The sequence below is a fragment of the Kribbella endophytica genome, assembly GCF_054781295.1.
Genome location: NZ_BAAGUR010000001.1, coordinates 3,275,335 through 3,291,390 on the forward strand (window position 1 = coordinate 3,275,335; position 16,056 = coordinate 3,291,390).

Annotated in this window: 16 protein-coding genes; 7 read left to right on the top strand and 9 right to left on the bottom strand. The window is 66.9% G+C overall.

All coding sequences use genetic code 11. The annotated features are described in order from the left end of the window. Positions 1–312: 312 nt before the first annotated feature. Entirely contained in the window at positions 313–600 is a 288-nt protein-coding gene (locus ACYVIO_RS15685; protein WP_460651486.1) for a hypothetical protein, read from the bottom strand. A 390-nt stretch (positions 601–990) separates the two neighbouring features. After that, positions 991–2,202, bottom strand: coding sequence for a hypothetical protein (locus ACYVIO_RS15690; protein WP_460651487.1), 1,212 nt, complete (start codon positions 2,200–2,202; stop codon positions 991–993). 348 nt (positions 2,203–2,550) lie between these two features. Here ACYVIO_RS15690 and ACYVIO_RS15695 point away from each other — a divergent pair, with 348 nt between their 5' ends. Both ACYVIO_RS15695 and ACYVIO_RS15700 read left to right on the top strand, forming a co-directional pair. Beyond that, complete coding sequence (locus ACYVIO_RS15695; RefSeq protein WP_460651488.1) at positions 2,551–2,757, top strand: hypothetical protein; 207 nt, start codon at positions 2,551–2,553, stop codon at positions 2,755–2,757. Between the two features lie 513 nt (positions 2,758–3,270). Beyond that, positions 3,271–4,086, top strand: a complete 816-nt coding sequence (locus tag ACYVIO_RS15700) for an LLM class flavin-dependent oxidoreductase (protein ID WP_460651489.1) — start codon at positions 3,271–3,273, stop codon at positions 4,084–4,086. 9 nt (positions 4,087–4,095) lie between these two features. Here ACYVIO_RS15700 and ACYVIO_RS15705 read toward each other — a convergent pair whose 3' ends face one another. The 4 genes from ACYVIO_RS15705 to ACYVIO_RS15720 form a co-directional block, all read right to left on the bottom strand. After that, the gene (locus ACYVIO_RS15705; protein WP_460651490.1) at positions 4,096–4,377 is read right to left on the bottom strand and encodes a hypothetical protein; all 282 of its coding nucleotides are present in this window, start codon (positions 4,375–4,377) and stop codon (positions 4,096–4,098) included. 59 nt (positions 4,378–4,436) lie between these two features. Further along, positions 4,437–5,630 (bottom strand): SGNH/GDSL hydrolase family protein, encoded by a 1,194-nt coding sequence (locus ACYVIO_RS15710; RefSeq protein WP_460651491.1) that lies wholly within the window; start codon positions 5,628–5,630, stop codon positions 4,437–4,439. Between the two features lie 141 nt (positions 5,631–5,771). Continuing rightward, positions 5,772–6,482, bottom strand: coding sequence for an SRPBCC family protein (locus ACYVIO_RS15715; RefSeq protein WP_460651492.1), 711 nt, complete (start codon positions 6,480–6,482; stop codon positions 5,772–5,774). Beyond that, entirely contained in the window at positions 6,479–7,051 is a 573-nt protein-coding gene (locus ACYVIO_RS15720; RefSeq protein WP_460651493.1) for an ArsR/SmtB family transcription factor, read from the bottom strand. Before ACYVIO_RS15720 ends, ACYVIO_RS15715 begins: the two co-directional genes overlap by 4 nt. 59 nt (positions 7,052–7,110) lie before the next feature. On the opposite strand from ACYVIO_RS15720, the gene ACYVIO_RS15725 reads away from it, so the two are divergent. The 5 genes from ACYVIO_RS15725 (at position 7,111) to ACYVIO_RS15745 (ending at position 13,539) form a co-directional block, all read left to right on the top strand. Next, positions 7,111–8,028, top strand: coding sequence for a nucleotidyltransferase domain-containing protein (locus ACYVIO_RS15725; RefSeq protein WP_460651494.1), 918 nt, complete (start codon positions 7,111–7,113; stop codon positions 8,026–8,028). A gap of 220 nt (positions 8,029–8,248) precedes the next feature. After that, on the top strand, positions 8,249–10,375 hold the full coding sequence (locus ACYVIO_RS15730) for an alpha-galactosidase (RefSeq protein ID WP_460651495.1): 2,127 nt from the start codon (positions 8,249–8,251) through the stop codon (positions 10,373–10,375). A gap of 14 nt (positions 10,376–10,389) precedes the next feature. Continuing rightward, positions 10,390–11,298, top strand: a complete 909-nt coding sequence (locus tag ACYVIO_RS15735) for a carbohydrate ABC transporter permease (RefSeq protein WP_460651496.1) — start codon at positions 10,390–10,392, stop codon at positions 11,296–11,298. Continuing rightward, complete coding sequence (locus ACYVIO_RS15740; protein ID WP_460651497.1) at positions 11,295–12,176, top strand: carbohydrate ABC transporter permease; 882 nt, start codon at positions 11,295–11,297, stop codon at positions 12,174–12,176. The genes ACYVIO_RS15735 and ACYVIO_RS15740 overlap by 4 nt, the downstream gene beginning before the upstream one ends. Positions 12,177–12,183: 7 nt before the next feature. Beyond that, entirely contained in the window at positions 12,184–13,539 is a 1,356-nt protein-coding gene (locus ACYVIO_RS15745) for an ABC transporter substrate-binding protein (RefSeq protein WP_460651498.1), read from the top strand. A 29-nt stretch (positions 13,540–13,568) separates the two neighbouring features. Here the strand turns inward: ACYVIO_RS15745 and ACYVIO_RS15750 are convergent, their stop codons facing one another. Genes ACYVIO_RS15750 through ACYVIO_RS15760 form a run of 3 tightly spaced genes read right to left on the bottom strand, consistent with a single transcriptional unit; the run spans position 13,569 to position 15,933 of the window. Continuing rightward, positions 13,569–14,339 (bottom strand): ABC transporter permease, encoded by a 771-nt coding sequence (locus tag ACYVIO_RS15750; RefSeq protein ID WP_460651499.1) that lies wholly within the window; start codon positions 14,337–14,339, stop codon positions 13,569–13,571. Further along, positions 14,336–15,127 carry an ABC transporter permease gene (locus ACYVIO_RS15755; protein WP_460651500.1) on the bottom strand — a complete coding sequence of 264 codons (792 nt, stop codon included), beginning with the start codon at positions 15,125–15,127 and terminating at the stop codon, positions 14,336–14,338. Before ACYVIO_RS15755 ends, ACYVIO_RS15750 begins: the two co-directional genes overlap by 4 nt. Next, positions 15,124–15,933: an ABC transporter ATP-binding protein gene (locus ACYVIO_RS15760; RefSeq protein ID WP_460651501.1), complete on the bottom strand. Its 810-nt coding sequence runs from the start codon at positions 15,931–15,933 to the stop codon at positions 15,124–15,126. The genes ACYVIO_RS15755 and ACYVIO_RS15760 overlap by 4 nt, the downstream gene beginning before the upstream one ends. Between the last annotated feature and the right edge of the window lie 123 nt (positions 15,934–16,056).

A 16,056-nucleotide genomic window follows, 5' to 3' on the forward strand; every position in this document is an offset into this window, starting at 1 on the left:
TCGAGAAGGCCGGTCCCTCGGGACCGGCCTTCTGTTGCTCCCGGGCGAACCGGTCGTCTGCGTCCTCAGCTGGCCGTCTCGGACCCTAGGGATGATGAGGCACGCCACGGGGCTTGGTTTGGTGATCAAGCTGGATGATTCTGCCGTCGTCGACGCCGGATCCAAGCAGCCAGGGTCTCGGCGATCTGGCCCGCAGATAGGCCGGCCTCGTCCAGTCGCGGTGTGACGTCTTCCAGCCCGTGTGCGGCGTGACCCTCTTGGAGCCTGCGCTTTCCGCGCACCATCGCTGCCTTCATATCGCGGTCGGCGCTCCTAGGGTTCCACCTGCAGCCCTTCAGGCCAGAACCAGGAATCGATCTGGGGTTTCGATTGCGGCAGCGATCCGGAGCCAGTACAACTCCACGGATTTCGGCGGCAGCGCGATGATCCGCCAGTCGTAGCGATCATGAACTCCATCAGACTGACGACGTCCAGCAGCTGCGCCTGCGAATCTGCGCCGGCCTTGTCGATGGTCTCGACCACGGTCAGCGCACACGGACGCTCCTTCGATCCGTCAGTCAGGTTGGGTACCGTCAGATGCTCGACCCACACGGCGGCCAAATCGCGGACCTGGTTCGGCGGTGATCGGCTCCTCGGCCGGCCCAATTCGGCCGCGCAGTGCCTCCTTCAGCAGCCTGCTGCCTTCGTTGGTGCTTTCGCTCCACACCTCAAGCAGAAACGGTCCCAAAAACGCAAGACCGCACCGGATGCCCGGTGCGGTCTTGCGTGAGACTCAGATGTTCTAGTTGCCGCTGTTGCCGCCACCAGACCCACTGCCGTTTCCGTCTCCACCCGACATCCGAATCTCCTATCTAGTGTGATCGAGGCCACACTAGTCCGATTGATTCGTTTAACCGAATGATCGACACGCAGGGATCGCAGTTCCGATTACCGTCAGTTAGTCAGCTGTCGTGCCGTTCTGGTGCCTCTGTCATCGGAGCTCGGACTGGCTCAGGGAGCCGAGTCGTCGAACCAGGCGATCGACACTCCATAGTTCTCTCGCGGGTGGCAGCGTTGAGTGAAGGTGTGCTGAACGCTTCCATCGATGATCGCAAGCAGGCGCGAGTCGCCCTCGGGCGGCCTGACTCGTCGCTGACGCTCGGTCTGCTCGGCGTACCACCAGCAAGCCGCTGGGAGGAAGTCCGGGTCGAATCGCACGCGAATGGTCAAGCCGCTGACTGGGATCTCGCCATGCAGCAGTCGGCCGGGGGCAATGCCGTGATGGTCGATCTCGACGTTGATCCATCGCCGTTCCTCGTGCAGATCAGCCTCAAAGGCCTCGGATGAGAAGAAGTGCCGCTCGTCCCGCATCAGCGGGCGGGGGAACGCCAGCTTTGTCATGGCCGGCTCGCCGGGCGGCGCTGCAATCCGCTCCGCTCGACATCCCCACAACGCTTTGACTGGGATCGTTGCCTGGTCGCCGGTCCACCCAACAAGTGCGGCAGCTGTATAGCCGTCCAAGTTGTCGGCCTGAGAAGTGATCAGTCGTTCGGTGATGCGCCGATAGGCGGCTCGCTGCTTCATGAAGATAGTCGTGACGAACAGCTCCAGGAAGACCGGCTGCGCTCCTTCGGTCGGCGCCTTGAGCCCTACTCCAAGGTCGTTCGGGTCGAGATTCGGATCCTCTCGCCTGAGCACCTCGTCCTCGATGGTGCGAGTCAACTCGACGTAACTTAGCCACTCGTCGCTCCCATCGGCCAAGGTCGCCAGACCACTGCTCACCCGAGGAACAAGCAACTTCAGCCCACGCGTCCAGGCCCTGGTCATCGGAGTCAGGGAGCCCTGGTGCGCGAAGACCTCCCGCAAATTCTTGAGTTGGCCGAAGCGCGCGCCGAGAGTTGCTTCCCACGGCTCGTGGATCTCGGCCCGGCGAGGCAATCGGAAGGCCGCGCTGAGCGCATTTCGCTCCTTCGCGTTCGCACTTGGTCCGACCTGCTGCGCCTCGCTGACAATCAGGCCCCAGACAGCCTCTGCGCGGTTCAGACTCGTGGCGGCCTTGATGGCCGCCGTTGGGTCGACCAGCAACTTGAGAGCATGGCCAGCCTCGCTGGCCGGGCTCTCGATCGCGTAGCGCAGGAGATGAAGAGGGCGGTCTTCGCTATGAGTCGCGAGCCATCGCAGCGCATCCTCGAGCGATGTCGCCGGATCTTCTTTTCGCCTCAATCCCCACCCCAGCGCCCGGGATCAACATTCCCCTGGCCATAGACGACCACAGGTGACCACCAGAGACAAGGGGATGACCATTGGCGACCACCGAAAGAGCATCGAAGAATATGTACGGCTAGTCTATGTAATGAGTTAATGGATTACGATGGCTATGGACACGCTTATCCGTGGCCGCGCCACTCGTCAATCGAGAGGTCGTCATACATCGAGACACGCGGCGGGGCTCGCCTGATCGGCAGCTTCGTCGCACGTGACGACGGTCAGTCTGCCACCGCCCGACAGCATGCCGCCGATCCATTCATTTGATGCCTGCACAGCATCAGGGGCAAGTGGACGGAGCCAGCGATGAGCAAAGCCATCAAGGTCCAGAAGAACGGCAAGTCGGCCAAGCACAAGCGGCGCAATCAACGCGCGATGCGCAACCTCATGGTGAGTATTCTCGGTGCCACCGGCACGCTGTACCTCGTCACGCAGTCTCTTGCCGTGACTGTGATCGGTGCCATCGCGGCCCTTGCCGCTGGCCTGCTCTACCTCTTGATGGGTTGGAAGTAGCACGATTTCCGCTCGGCCATCAGCCCTGTGCGAGATTCGAACGGAGGATGTTCTTCCGGCTGGGTGGTAGTGCGGGTGAGTCAAGGACTAGTCGAGCGATCAATTGGCCGGTCGGCGGACCGAAAGCTCCGATGGCCGTGAAGAACGACACGTGGCGTACCGAATGTTGGGGCAGCTGGCGGATTTGGTGGGGATGGCTGGTCGGCTGCAAGGCATTGGACACTCGCCGGTGGTGCAGGCAAGAGGGCTTCAACCGCTAGACACGGCTGGGTATCTGCGGGGGTGTGGCCGCCGACGGCGAGCTCACTGAACGGGCTCTGACTGAACATCATTCTTGGTCACTCCAGTCAGTCCACTGATGGCGCGAGGCGGGAAGGTCTCTGCTTTCGTGTTGTCGGGCTTGCAGTCGATGACCTGTTCCTGATGAATGGATTCATACTTGGACGCCTGCGGCTTGCCGCAGCGGGTTCATTGATGGGAAGACAGCGCCGACCTTCGGCGTTGCGGGTAGGTATGACGATCAAGCTGGGGTTGATTTTGCCGACGTCCACGCCGGATCCTGCGCGGCCTGTGCTGGGGGATGTGGGGGTCGCTGCTCGGAGGGCTGAGGAGGCTGGGGTTGAGTCGGTGTGGTCTACCGATCATCTGATTGCCAGTGCGCCGATGCTGGACAGCACGGTGGTGCTGGCGACGGCGGCTGCGGTGACTTCGCGGGTGAAGATCGGGTACGGCGTGATGTTGCTGGCGCTGCGGCCGGTGGCTTGGGCGGCGAAGCAGGTGGGGTCGTTGCAGTACGTGTCGGGGGATCGGGTGCTGCTGGGGGTGGGGACGGGGAATCCGGCGCATGGGGACGTGGGGTGGCGGGCTGCCGGTACGTCGTACAAGGACCGGGGGCGGCGGACTGACGACGGGCTGTTGGTGCTGCGGGATTTGATTGCCGGGCGGACAGCGCGGGTGGCGGAGGACTTCGAGGCGGCGATCGCGCCGGGGGCTACGGTGCCGCCGATTCTGGTGGCGGGGGATGGGGAGAAAGCCGTCGCCAGGGCTGCGCGGTTCGGTGATGGGTGGGTGTCGATCGGGCTCGCCGTGGGTGATGTTGCGGCGCGGTTGGGGACGCTGGGGGAGTTGGCGGAGAAGTACGAGCGGCCGCGGCCGACGGTGACGATCGTTGCGCCGCAGGTGGATGCCGACCTGACGACGGCGGTCGCGCAGTTGGCGGCGTACGAGGAAGCGGGCGTCGAGCGGCTGATCCTCGCGCCGACGGGCAACGGCTGGGAGCGCGACTACGCCGCGGCGGCCGAGTTGCAGGCGGCGGTCACTCGGGGTTGAGCTGCGGGATCACTTTCTCGTGATGATCCCGAACACCAGGCTGACGAGCCCGAGGGCCCCGACCGTGACGCTCGTTGTGACGAACCCTCGGGCGACCGGGGCGAACCTGTCGGTGTCTCCTCCGCCGCCGAGGACGAAGAGCGCCGCCAGGGTGAGCAGGATGAGGACGGCCAGGGCCAGCAGCACGCCTCCGAGGATGAGGCCGGTCATGCTGAGTCGCCGCTTTCGTGAGGACTTCTCGTCGTGGGCCTGATACCCCGGGTTCGGGACCGGGCCGCCCTGGTACGCCATGCCTGGACACTACCGATCCGCCAGGCCAGGCTCCTGACCCGGCGGACCGGCGGTGGTTCTCAGTTCAGCGTCATCTGGGGTTCGCCGTTGGTCAGGCCTGGGCCGGCGATGGTGCAGGTGCCGCCTCGGGACTGGACGTAGGTCTGGCGGATGCAGGAGCGGAGGGCCAGTTGGCCCCAGTAGTTGGGGTGGATGGACTCCTGGATGAAGTAGTTCGAGCCGACGGTGGTGACGGTGCGGATCTGGTTGACCCACTCGGTCTTGTCGACGGCGGTGGGTTGGGTCCAGGAGGTCAGGCCTACTTCCTCGTACAGGCCGACTGTCTTCTCGCAGAGGCGGCGGCCGTTGAAGGTGGACTGGAGTTCGAGCAGGCGCGTGTTGGTGAGGCCGGACTGGCCGATCGCGGCGCGGACCGTGTTGTTGATGGTGGTGAGGGCGGTGGCGTTGGCCCAGTCGGCGTCGGTGTTCCAGAAGCCGCAGCCGCCGACGCTCTGGCGGGTGTAGCCGGACTGGCCGTAGCGGAAGCCGCTGCCGGCCGGGATCGGGGACGGGTAGGTCTGGACCAGCAGGGTCCACGCGTTGTCGGCGTACCCGGCGTTGCGCATCGCCGTCGCGACGTTCTGGAATGCCGTCGAAATACGACCTCGTACGGCGGTGACGTTGGCGGCAGTGAAGTTCGCGACCACCGACGAGTCGTCCTTGCAGTAGTCGGGGAACCACGACGGCGACAGCAGGAAGTCGGTCACGCAGGACTGCACGATCGAGGCGAAGTTGAAGTCGTTGCCGCCGATCGACACGACCACCTGCTTGACGTTGTGCGTCGTCGCGAACTGCTGCAGCAGCTTGGCCTGGCCGAGGCGGCCGGCGCCGTTGTCGAAGAAGTCGAGGCCGGGCTTGAAGTCGTCGCCGTTCGAGGTCGCCGTCCGGGCGCCGGAGCAGGCGAGGTTGAGCCCGCCGACTCCGCCGCCGATGTAGGCCTCGGCGGACTTGCTGCGGTGGCACTTGGCGATCTGCTCGCCGGTCCCGGCCGCGTTGTCGTGGTAGGCGTGCGCGCCGAGCGCGTCGGCGGGCGCTTCAGAGTTGTTCGAGCTGCCGGCCCAGCGGCCGGCCTCGCCCGAGATGTAGGAGTCGCCGACGGTCACGACGTACGGCGTACCGGTGCCCGGTCCGTCGGCGTAGGCGGGAGCGGTGGTGATCACGGTCGCGGTGGTCAGCAGCGCGGTGGTCAGAGCGATGGACAGACGAAGGCTCATGGGGGCGGTGGCCTTTCTCGCCGGAGGAGCGGCGACCGCTCGTCACGGTCGCCGTTGCAGCGAGAATGTACTCCCGGGTAACCAATCAGAACAGACCGAGAGTACTGACACCTTTGCGCAGTGTCACCGTTGCGTCAGATTTCAACGCACGGTCGGGTTCGGGTAGTGAGTCGGCCACCAGTCGTTCCAGCGCTTGTCGATCTCCGCGCGGGCCGCGTCGTCCAAGCCGTACAGGCTGAGCACGGCCATCGCGGCGCCCTCGGGCTTCTGCTCGTTCGGGCCGACGTGGCTCAGGACGAGCAGGCCGTCGCCCCAGCCGTCGACGGTCAGGCCGCGCTGGTTCTCGGAGACGAACCAGACCGTGCCGGTCACGCGCTCGCCGATCAGGTCCAGCTCGTACGGCGTACCGGCGGGCAGATCCGGAAGGTTGAACTGGTCCGTCCCCGTGCCGGAGTAGAAGAGCGTGCGGCGCGGCTCGTCCGGGTGACGCTCGAGCGCGAAGCGGAGCTGGTTGAGGAACGTGGTCCAGCCCTCGGTGACGTCGTCGTAGTACGCGTCCCAGTCGGGGTTGTCGCCGTGCGCCGCCCGGGTCAGCGTGATCTTGGCACCGCCCTCGTGCGGCTCGACCTCGAACTTGTCGCCGCCCTGGATGTCCAGCACGTGCGCCTGCGCGTCGTCGACCTCGACGTGGTCGAAGTAGATGACGTCGATCTCCTGGTCGAGCGTGCCCTCGGCGCCCTCGTACTCCCAGCCGTGCCAGTGCCGGATCTTCTCCTTGTCGCGCAGGGCGTCCCACACCGCCTCGACCGGCGCGGCGACGGTGACCACGATCTGCGGGGTCTGCTCGGTCATGCGTCTTCTCCTTCGGTACGGCGGACGGCGGGGTGCCCGCCGGCGATCAAGCGGTACGGGCGGCCGTCGGCGGTGTCGAAGTCCTCGACCACCTGCCGCACCGCCTCGGTCAGTGCGTCGGTGAAGCGGTGCACGTCGCCCGGCTCGGCGAACCGGACCTCGGTCTCCAACGTGAACGTGAGCAGACGCTTGCCCGCGGCATCGGCTTTGCGCTGCATCCCGGCGACGTCGCGAACGGTGCCGGCGGCAACTTCCACCAGGTGCTCGGCGGCGTACTGGTCGTGGATCGCGGTGAACGCGTGGCCCATCACACCGGGGTCGACGACGATCGTCGCCGAGGCCTTGAGGATGCGCTCGACGAACCCGCGGCGCTGCCGCTCCTCGACGAGCTCGATCAGGCCGGCCTTCTCGAGCTCCTTCAGGTGGTAGTTCACCCGCTGCCGCGGCAGCTCTAATGCCGCCGCCAGCTGGGTCGCCGACGACGGCTCCCGCAGGAGATCCAGCAGTTGGCGGCGGATCGGCGAGAGCGCGATCCGGACGGCGTCCGGTTCGTCGAGGTAACGCTGCATGTGGCCCAGGGTCTTATTGACAGATTAATTTGTCAAGAGCCTGCGAGAGGATGGATGGCATGGCGATCGAGGGGCCGCAGTTGCCGGTGGGGACTCAGGTGGTGCTGCGGGTGGCTGGGCCGGATGGCGTGGGTGGGACCGCGCAGCGTGGGGCGACTGGGCGGATCAATGGGGTGACGGCCGACGGCCGGTACGACGTGCGGCTGGTGGACGGGCGGTCGGCAACGGCTCGGCGGGATCAGTTGAGTTTGCGTACGGCGTACCAGGACGAAGCGATCGGGGTGGATGCGCCGGACGGGGATGTGCTGGTGCGGGAGCGGACGATCTACGCGGCGGTCGTCGGGTCGCGGGCGTTCGGGCTCGACACGGACGCGTCGGACACGGATACGCGTGGGGTGTACGTCGCGCCGACCGAGGCGTTCTGGTCGCTGGCGAAGCCGCCGACGCATGTGGACGGGCCGGAGCCGGAGTGGTTCTCGTGGGAGGTGGAACGCTTCTGCGAGCTCGCGCTCAAGGCGAACCCGAACCTGCTCGAGGTGCTGCACTCGCCGCTGGTCGTCTCCATCACGACGCTCGGGGAGGAGTTGCTCGATCTGCGCGCAGCCTTTCTCTCCCAGTTGGCCTACCAGACCTATTCGGGTTACGTGCTGAGCCAGTTCAAGAAGCTGGAGGCGGACTTTCGGCGCGACGGTGCTCCGAAGTGGAAGCACGTCATGCATCTGATCCGGCTGTTGCTGTCAGCTCGCACGCTGCTGGCCGAAGGCAGGCTGGTCGTTGACGTCGGCGACGACCGGGAGCGCCTGCTTGCCGTGAAGGCCGGCGCCCTCCCGTGGGACGAGGTTGAACGCTGGCGCCTGAGCCTGCACGAGGAGCTCGACCGCGCGCTGCAGAGAACCACTCTTCCCGCGACGCCTGACGTCGGCAGGGTCGACGCCTGGCTGAGGTCGGTCCGGAGGAGAAGCGTCGACGACGCCTGAGCGACCGCTTGACCAGCGCCGCTGCGAGCAGCAGCAGGCCTGCGACCCCGCCCGGCCTGCCTGAGAACGCCCGATCATCGACGTGATCGGGCGTTCCCACGTTGTAGAGCTGCGTGCGGGGGCTTAGGGTATTTACTTAACCTCGTGAAGCATTGACATTCGGCGTGTCAGGGTAAATAGTTCCGTCCTGAAATCAATCAGAAAGCAGAGTGAATCAACAGTGTCGAACATCAAGGTGCTGCAGCTCCGCTCAGCGGGTGTCAGCCTAGTGCTGGACTGCTCCGGCCCGGCCCTTCCGTCGGTCCTGCACTGGGGTGCGGATCTCGGTGAGCTGAGCGCGAACGCTCTGGTTGATCTCAGGCGTGGGGCCGGTGCGGTGCAGACCGGCAACGGGCTCGACGACAACCTGCCGGTCGCGATCGTCCCCGAGTACTCCGCCGGCTGGTTCGGTCTGCCGGGGCTCAACGGGCACCGCGACGGCCAGAACTTCTCCGCGTCGTTCCAGCTCCAGAGTGTCGAGCAGGACGGCAACACGGTCACCGTCCAGGCCGCCGACGCCGGCGCGCAGCTCACGCTCGCGCTGACGATCGAGCTGACCGACTCCGGCCTGGTGAAGGCGAAGGCCGACCTGACCAACACGGGCGGTTCGCCGTACACGGTTGACGGTCTCGTGCTCGCTCTGCCGGTGCCGACCGAGGCGACCGAGCTGTTCGACATGACCGGCCGGCACATCGGCGAGCGGCACCCGCAGCGCCACGCGTTCACCCAGGGCGCGCACGTCCGCGACAACCGCCGCGGCCGCACGGGCGCCGACGCGACCCTGCTGCTGATCGCCGGCACGCAGAACTTCGGCTTCGCCACCGGTGAGGTCTGGGGCGTGCACACCGCCTGGAGCGGCAACCACCGCTCGTACGCCGAGCGCGGGATGAGCGGGTACGCCGTCATCGGCGGCGGCGAGCTCCTGCTGCCGGGCGAGGGTCGCCTCGAGCCGCAGGGCAGCTACAGCACCCCCTGGATCTACGGCTCGTACGGCGTGGGCCTGGACCAGCTGTCGACCCGCTTCCACGAGTACCTGCGGGCCCGGCCGACCCACCCGACCACCGACCGCCCGGTCGTCCTGAACACCTGGGAAGCGGTCTACTTCGACCTCGACCTGGACAAGCTGAAGGCGCTCGCGGACGCTGCCGCCGAGGTCGGCGCCGAGCGGTTCGTGCTCGACGACGGCTGGTTCCGCGGCCGCCGTGACGACCACGCCGGCCTCGGCGACTGGTACGTCGACGAGGGCATCTGGCCGAAGGGCCTGCACCCGCTGGTCGACCACGTCACCGGTCTCGGGCTGCAGTTCGGTCTGTGGGTCGAGCCCGAGATGGTCAACCCCGACTCCGACCTGGCGCGCGAGCACCCGGACTGGATCCTTGCCACCGGCAACCGGATGCCGCCGACCGCGCGGCACCAGCAGGGGCTCAACCTGGGCATCCCCGCGGCGTACGACTACATCCTCGAGCGGCTCGACTCGATCCTGAACGAGTACGACATCTCGTACCTGAAGTGGGACCACAACCGCGACTTCGTTGACGGCGGCAACCAGCAGACCGGGACCGCGGGCATCCACGCGCAGACCCTGGCGCTGTACCGGCTGCTGGACGAGCTCAAGCGCCGGCACCCCGGCCTGGAGATCGAGTCCTGCTCCTCGGGCGGCGCGCGCGTCGACCTCGGCGTACTGGAGCGGACCGACCGGGTCTGGGGCAGCGACAGCAACGACGCGCTGGAGCGGCAGAAGATCCAGCGCTACACCCAGCTGCTGCTCCCGCCGGAGCTGATCGGCTGCCACGTCGGCCCGCCGAAGGCGCACACCACCGGCCGGACCCAGACGCTCGCGTTCCGGGCGACCACCGCGCTGTTCGGCCACTTCGGCATCGAGTGGGACATCAGCGCGGCGTCGGCCGAGGAGCGCGAGGAGCTGGCAGGCTGGGTCGCGCTGCACAAGGAGCTCCGGCCGCTGCTGCACACCGGCCGGGTGGTCCGGGCCGACCGTGGCCCGGAGGACTTCCTGCTGCACGGTGTCGTCGCGCAGGACGGGTCGCGCGCGGTCTTCGGCGCCGTACAGCTGACCCAGTCGATCACCTCCGACCAGGGCCGGGTCCGGCTGCCCGGGCTCGACGCCACGCGGACGTACCGCGTCACCAAGGTGCAGACCCCTGGTGCTCAGCCCCGCAACAACGCTCCGTGGTGGGTCGACGGTGGTCACGTCGAGCTGAACGGCGCCGCCCTCGCCAACGTCGGGGTCCAGGTCCCGGCGCAGTGGCCCGAGAACGCGATCCTGCTGGACGTGCAAGCCATCGACTGAGGAGGAGATCGGCTGTGACCGTGACGACGAGTGCCCCACCGAAGCGACAACGACGAAGGCTCGGGGACCTGAAGGTCGCGATGATCTTCCTGGCCCCGGCCACCCTCGGGTTCGTGGTCTTCTACATCTGGCCGACCCTGCGCGGCGCGTACCTGAGCTTCACCGAGTACAGCCTGCTGCAGGCGCCGGAGTTCAACGGGCTGCAGAACTACGAGCGGATGATCCACGACAGTTTCTTCTGGAACGCGCTCGTCGTCACGATCGAGTACGTCGTGATCAACATCGGCCTGCAGACCGTGCTGGCGGTGCTGATCGCGATGCTGATGTACCGGCTGACCAAGTCGATCACGGTCCGCGCGGTGATCCTGCTGCCGTACCTGATCGCGAACGTCGTGGTCGCGCTGGTCTGGTACTGGATGCTCGACTTCCAGGTCGGCATCGTGAACCAGGGCCTGACGCTGATCGGGATCGACCCGGTCGCCTTCTTCGGCGACTCGCACTGGGCGATCCCGACCGTTGCCGGGATCAACATCTGGCGGCACATGGGCTACACGGCGCTGCTGGTGTTCGCCGGTCTGCAGACCATTCCGTCGTACGTGTACGAGGCCGCCGAGGTGGACGGCTCGAGCGAGATGCAGACGTTCTGGCGGATCACGCTGCCGCTGCTGCGGCCCGTTCTGGTGATGGTCCTGGTGGTCACCATGATCGGTTCGTTCCAGATCTTCGACACCATCGCGGTGACCACGCAGGGCGGGCCGATCAACGCCACCCGGGTCATCTACTACTACATCTACGAGCGCGCGTTCACCCGGTTCGACTTCGGGTACGCCTCCGCGATGGCCCTGGTGCTGTTCGCGATTCTCGCCGTCGTCTCGCTGCTGCAGCTGCGGCTGCTCCGCGCCAAGGAGAGTGATCTGGCATGAGGAAATCACTCACTCCGGGCCGGACCGTCGCGTGGGTCGTCCTGATCGTGCTGATGCTGCTGACCCTCTTCCCGTTCTACTGGATGCTCCGTACGGCGCTGTCGGACAACACCCAGCTGGCCGGCCACCCGAACTCGCTGCTCCCGGTGGAGACCACGCTCGGCGCCTTCAAGCGGGTGCTCGGGCTGTCGACGGTCGAGGAGGCCCAGGCCCAGGGCGGGTCCGGTGCCGCGGTCAACTTCTGGCTGTACCTGCGCAACTCGCTGATCGTGTCCACGGTGACGACGGTCTGCCAGGTGTTCTTCAGCGCGATGGCGGCGTACGCGTTCGCCCGGCTGCGCTGGCCCGGCCGGGACAAGGTGTTCGCACTGTTCCTGGCCGCGCTGATGGTGCCGCCGATCTTCACCACGCTGCCGAACTTCGTGCTGATCAAGAACCTCGGCCTGCTGAACAGCTTCGCCGGCATCATCCTGCCGGGTGCGTTCATGACGCCGTTCGCGATCTTCTTCCTGCGCCAGTTCTTCCTGAGCATCAACCGGGAGCTGGAGGAGGCGGCGATGATCGACGGCGCCGGGCACCGCAGGATCTTCTTCGGCATCGTGATCCCGATCAGCGCGGCGCCGATCGCGACGCTGGCGATCCTGACCTACATCAACTCCTGGAACGACTACTTCTGGCCGTTGCTGGTCGGGCAGCAGGAGAACGTCCGGGTGCTCACCGTTGCTCTCGGGGTGTTCCGGTCGCAGACTCCCCAGGGAGGGCCGGACTGGGCCGGGCTGATGGCGGCGACGCTGATCGCGGCACTGCCGATGATCATCTTGTTCCTGGCCTTCGCCAAGCGGATCACCAACTCCATCGGTTTCTCCGGGATCAAGTGAGGGTCGGATGAACATTTCACGACGCACGATGCTCAAGGGGACACTGGCCGGACTGGCCGCCACGGCGGTCGCCGGGTGCAACAACGGAGCGGCCTCGCGCGGGTCCGGTGAGGTCATCTACTGGCTGTGGGACTCCGCCCAGCTGCCGATGTACACCGAGTGCGCGAAGGTGTTCCAGCAGCAGAACCCGCAGTACAGCGTGAAGATCGAGCAGTACGGCTGGAACGACTACTGGAACAAGCTCGTCACCGGGTTCATCTCCGGTACGGCGCCCGACGTGTTCACGTCGCACTCGGCGAAGTACCCGTTGTTCGCCGACAAGGGCCAGGTGCTCGCGCTGGACGACTACGTCGAGCGCGACGGGGTCGACCTGTCGATCTACCAGAAGGGTCTGGCCGACCGCTGGATCGGTGCCGACGGCAAGCGGTACGGACTGCCGAAGGACTTCGACACCGAGGTGTACTTCTACAACTCGGCCCTCACCGAGGCGGCCGGCATCAGCACCGACCAGCTGAACGCGATGACCTGGAACCCGAAGGACGGCGGCACGTTCGAGCAGATCGTGGCCCGGCTGACCGTCGACTCCAAGGGTCGGCGCGGTGACCAGCCCGGGTTCGACAAGGACAACATCAAGGTCTTCGGGCTCGGGTACGGCGACGCCGGCGGCGCCGACGGCCAGACCAGCTGGAGCTGGTACGCCGCGACGAACGACTGGAAGTACTCCGAGGGCGAGCCGTGGGGAACCAAGTTCTTCTACGGCGACCCGAAGTTCACCGAGACGATCGGCTGGTGGCGCGGGCTGATCAGCAAGGGCTTCATGCCGACGTACGCGCAGGCGAAGTCCGGTGTCGACGTGACCACGTCGTTCGGGGCCGGCAAGTACGGCATCACGCCGAACGGGTCCTGGATGCTCGAGACGTACGCCGGTCTGAAGCAGGTGAAGACCAAGCTGGCCCGCCTCCCGGAGGGGCCGAACGGCAAGCGGATGTCGATGATGAACGGGCTGGCGGACACGATCTGGGGTGACTCGACCCGCAAGGACGCGTCCTGGGCGTGGGTCAAGTTCCTCGGGTCGCAGACGGCGCAGGACATCGTCGCCAAGGCCGGGGTCGTGTTCCCGGCGGTGAGCGCTTCGCTGCCGCTGGCGAAGGCGGCGTTCGAGGCCGACGGCTGGGACGTCACGCCGTTCCTGGAGCCGGTGTCGGCGGGCGACGTGTTCGCCTACCCGGCGAACCCGAACGCGGCCGACGTCAGCGCGGTGATGGTGCCGGCGATGGACGCGGTGATGGCGTTCGAGAAGGAACCGGCGTCGCTGGCCGAAGCCAACGACGACGTGAACCAGATCCTGTCGGCGGTGAGCTGAAACGGCGTACTAGGGTCTGAAACGCTGTATCAGCTGCTGGCTGAGCTGTAGCGGCGACTGGCGAGGTGCCAGTGGAACTTGGTGAGCAGGAGTCCGGCGGCGAGCGCCGGGAGAGCGAAGAGCAGAGGTGATGCGGTGCCGGTCAGCGTCTCGACCGGCACCGCGGCCACCAGCCCGGCCGGCGCGAGCGTCATCAGGACGAGCCGGGCGGCGCCGGTGAAGTAGCTGATCGGGTACTTGCCCGCCTCGCGGACCTGCGACGCGATCTCGTTGATCGGCTCCGCGCTCTCGAACCAGAACGCCGAGTAGGCGAGGTTGGCCCAGAGCAGGCTGAACCCGACGAAGCCGATCACGGCCCAGGCCGCCGCCTGGAGGACCAGGCCGGCATCGGGCCGCAGTTCGGCCAGGTGCAGCCCGACCGCGACCATCGCGGCACCGGACAGCACGCGGCCGAGCTCGGCGGGTTCCATCCAGCGCAGCGTCGCGAACACCTGCGCGTCGACCGGGCGGATCAGGATGAGGTCGAGGTCGCCCTGGCGGACGTAGCTGTGCATCTTGGCCAGGTTCGGCCGGACGAAGCAGTCCATCAGGCCGGTCGAGATGCCGAAGATGCCGACCACCACGACGGCCAGCGGTCCGGTCCAGGCGGTGCCGCCGGCGTTGGTGATGATGAGGACCGGTACGACGCCGAGCACGAGGTCGCCGATCGACGAGAACGCGTTGATCGCGGTCTGGCTGCGGAACTGCAGGTCCCGGCGAATCGCCTGCTTGAGGCAGGCCCAGAACAGCCGGGGCGTCATGCGCCGGCTCCCTGGTAGTCGCGCAGGCCGCGGCGCCAGATCAGGATCGCGCCGCCGACCAGGACGGCGCACCAGCCGGCCTGGTAGACGTAGTCGATCGCGTCCGTCGTACCGAGCAGGACCTCGAGCGGGAACGAGATCAGGAACCGGAACGGCTGCGCGTCGAGCCACGGCTGGAAGACGCCGGGGAAGAGCGCCAGCGGGACGAGTCCTCCCGACAGGAGCCGCGCGAGGAGGTAGCGCAGGCGGTCGATCGCGGCGATGTCCTCCATCCAGAACGCGAGCGAGCCGATCAGGATGTCGAGTGCGAACGTCATCGCCGCGGCCACGACCAGGGCCGGGAGGAAGAGGAGCCAGCGGTGCGGCTCGCCGGGCAGGCGGAGGTCGTGGCGGAAGATCACGCCCAGGACCGCGACCGGGGGGACGAGGAGGCCGAGCTTGAGGAACTTCTCGGCGGAGTTGTTGGCCAGGTACGACAGGTGGGTCGAGCAGGGGCGGACGAGCCAGGAGTTGAGGCCGCCGAGGCGGATCGAGGCGGCCAGGAAGCCCGACGTCCAGCTCGAGGTGATCATGGCGACGACGCTGACGAGGACCAGGTAGCTGGTCAGGTACGTCGTGGAGACGGGCGGGCGCGCGCCTTGGTCGATGGCGCCGTGCCAGACCAGGAGCGCGATCGCCGGCGGCAGCACGTTGGCGATCTGGAGCAGGAAGAGCCACCAGCGGTGGTTCATCATCATCCGGACCTCTTGCACGGTCAGGATGCGGAGCAGCCGCAGCTGCCGGGTCACGAGCGGCGGCCCTGGAACATGGCGGCCAGGACCTGGTCGAGGTCGGCGTCCTTGTGCTGGCCGGAGCGTTGGCGGAGCTCGGTGAGGTCGCCGTCGAAACCGATCACGCCGTGGTCGATCAGCGCGATCCGCTGGCACAGCGCCGCGACGTCGCTCATGTCGTGGCTGGTCAGCACGATCGTCGTACCGTGGTCGCGGTTCATCTCCGCCAGGAAGTTGCGCAGGGCAAGTTTCGCGACGACGTCGAGGCCGACGGTCGGTTCGTCGGCGAACAGCAGGTCCGGGCCGTGGAGCAGGGCGAGGACGAGCTCGCAGCGCATCCGCTGGCCGAGGGAGAGCTTGCGGACCGGGATGTTGACCAGGTGGGCGACGTCGAGGCGTTCGGTGAGTTCGGCGACGGACGCGTCGAAGGTCGGCTTCGGGATCGCGTACATCTCGCGGTGGATCAGCAGCGAGTCGTACGTCGAGACGTCCCACCAGAGCATCGACTTCTGGCCGAACACGACCGAGATCCGGCTGAGGAAGTCGAAGGATCTCTTGTGCGGCTCGTGGTCCAGAACGTGGAGTTCTCCGGCGGTCGGACGGAGCAGGCCGCAGAGCATCTTGATCGTGGTGGTCTTGCCGGCGCCGTTCGGGCCGAGCAGACCGATCACCTGGCCCTCCGGGACCGTCAGGGTGACGGCGTCGACGGCTGTGCGCTCCCGGCGTACGGGCTTGAAGAGGCCTTTGAGGGCGCCCTTCAGGCCGGGCTCCTGCTCGGTGTACTTGTAGACCTTGGTCAGGTCGGTCGCGCTGATCGCGTGCATGCCGCGCCTCCAGGGCCGGCCCACGCAGACTGGGGAGCCGGGTCGATGGAGCAAGCCGGAGTCTGCCGGCAGCCGGACCCACATGACGGAGGGTGGCCGCCGACGAGTTTAGTCGGCGAGCCG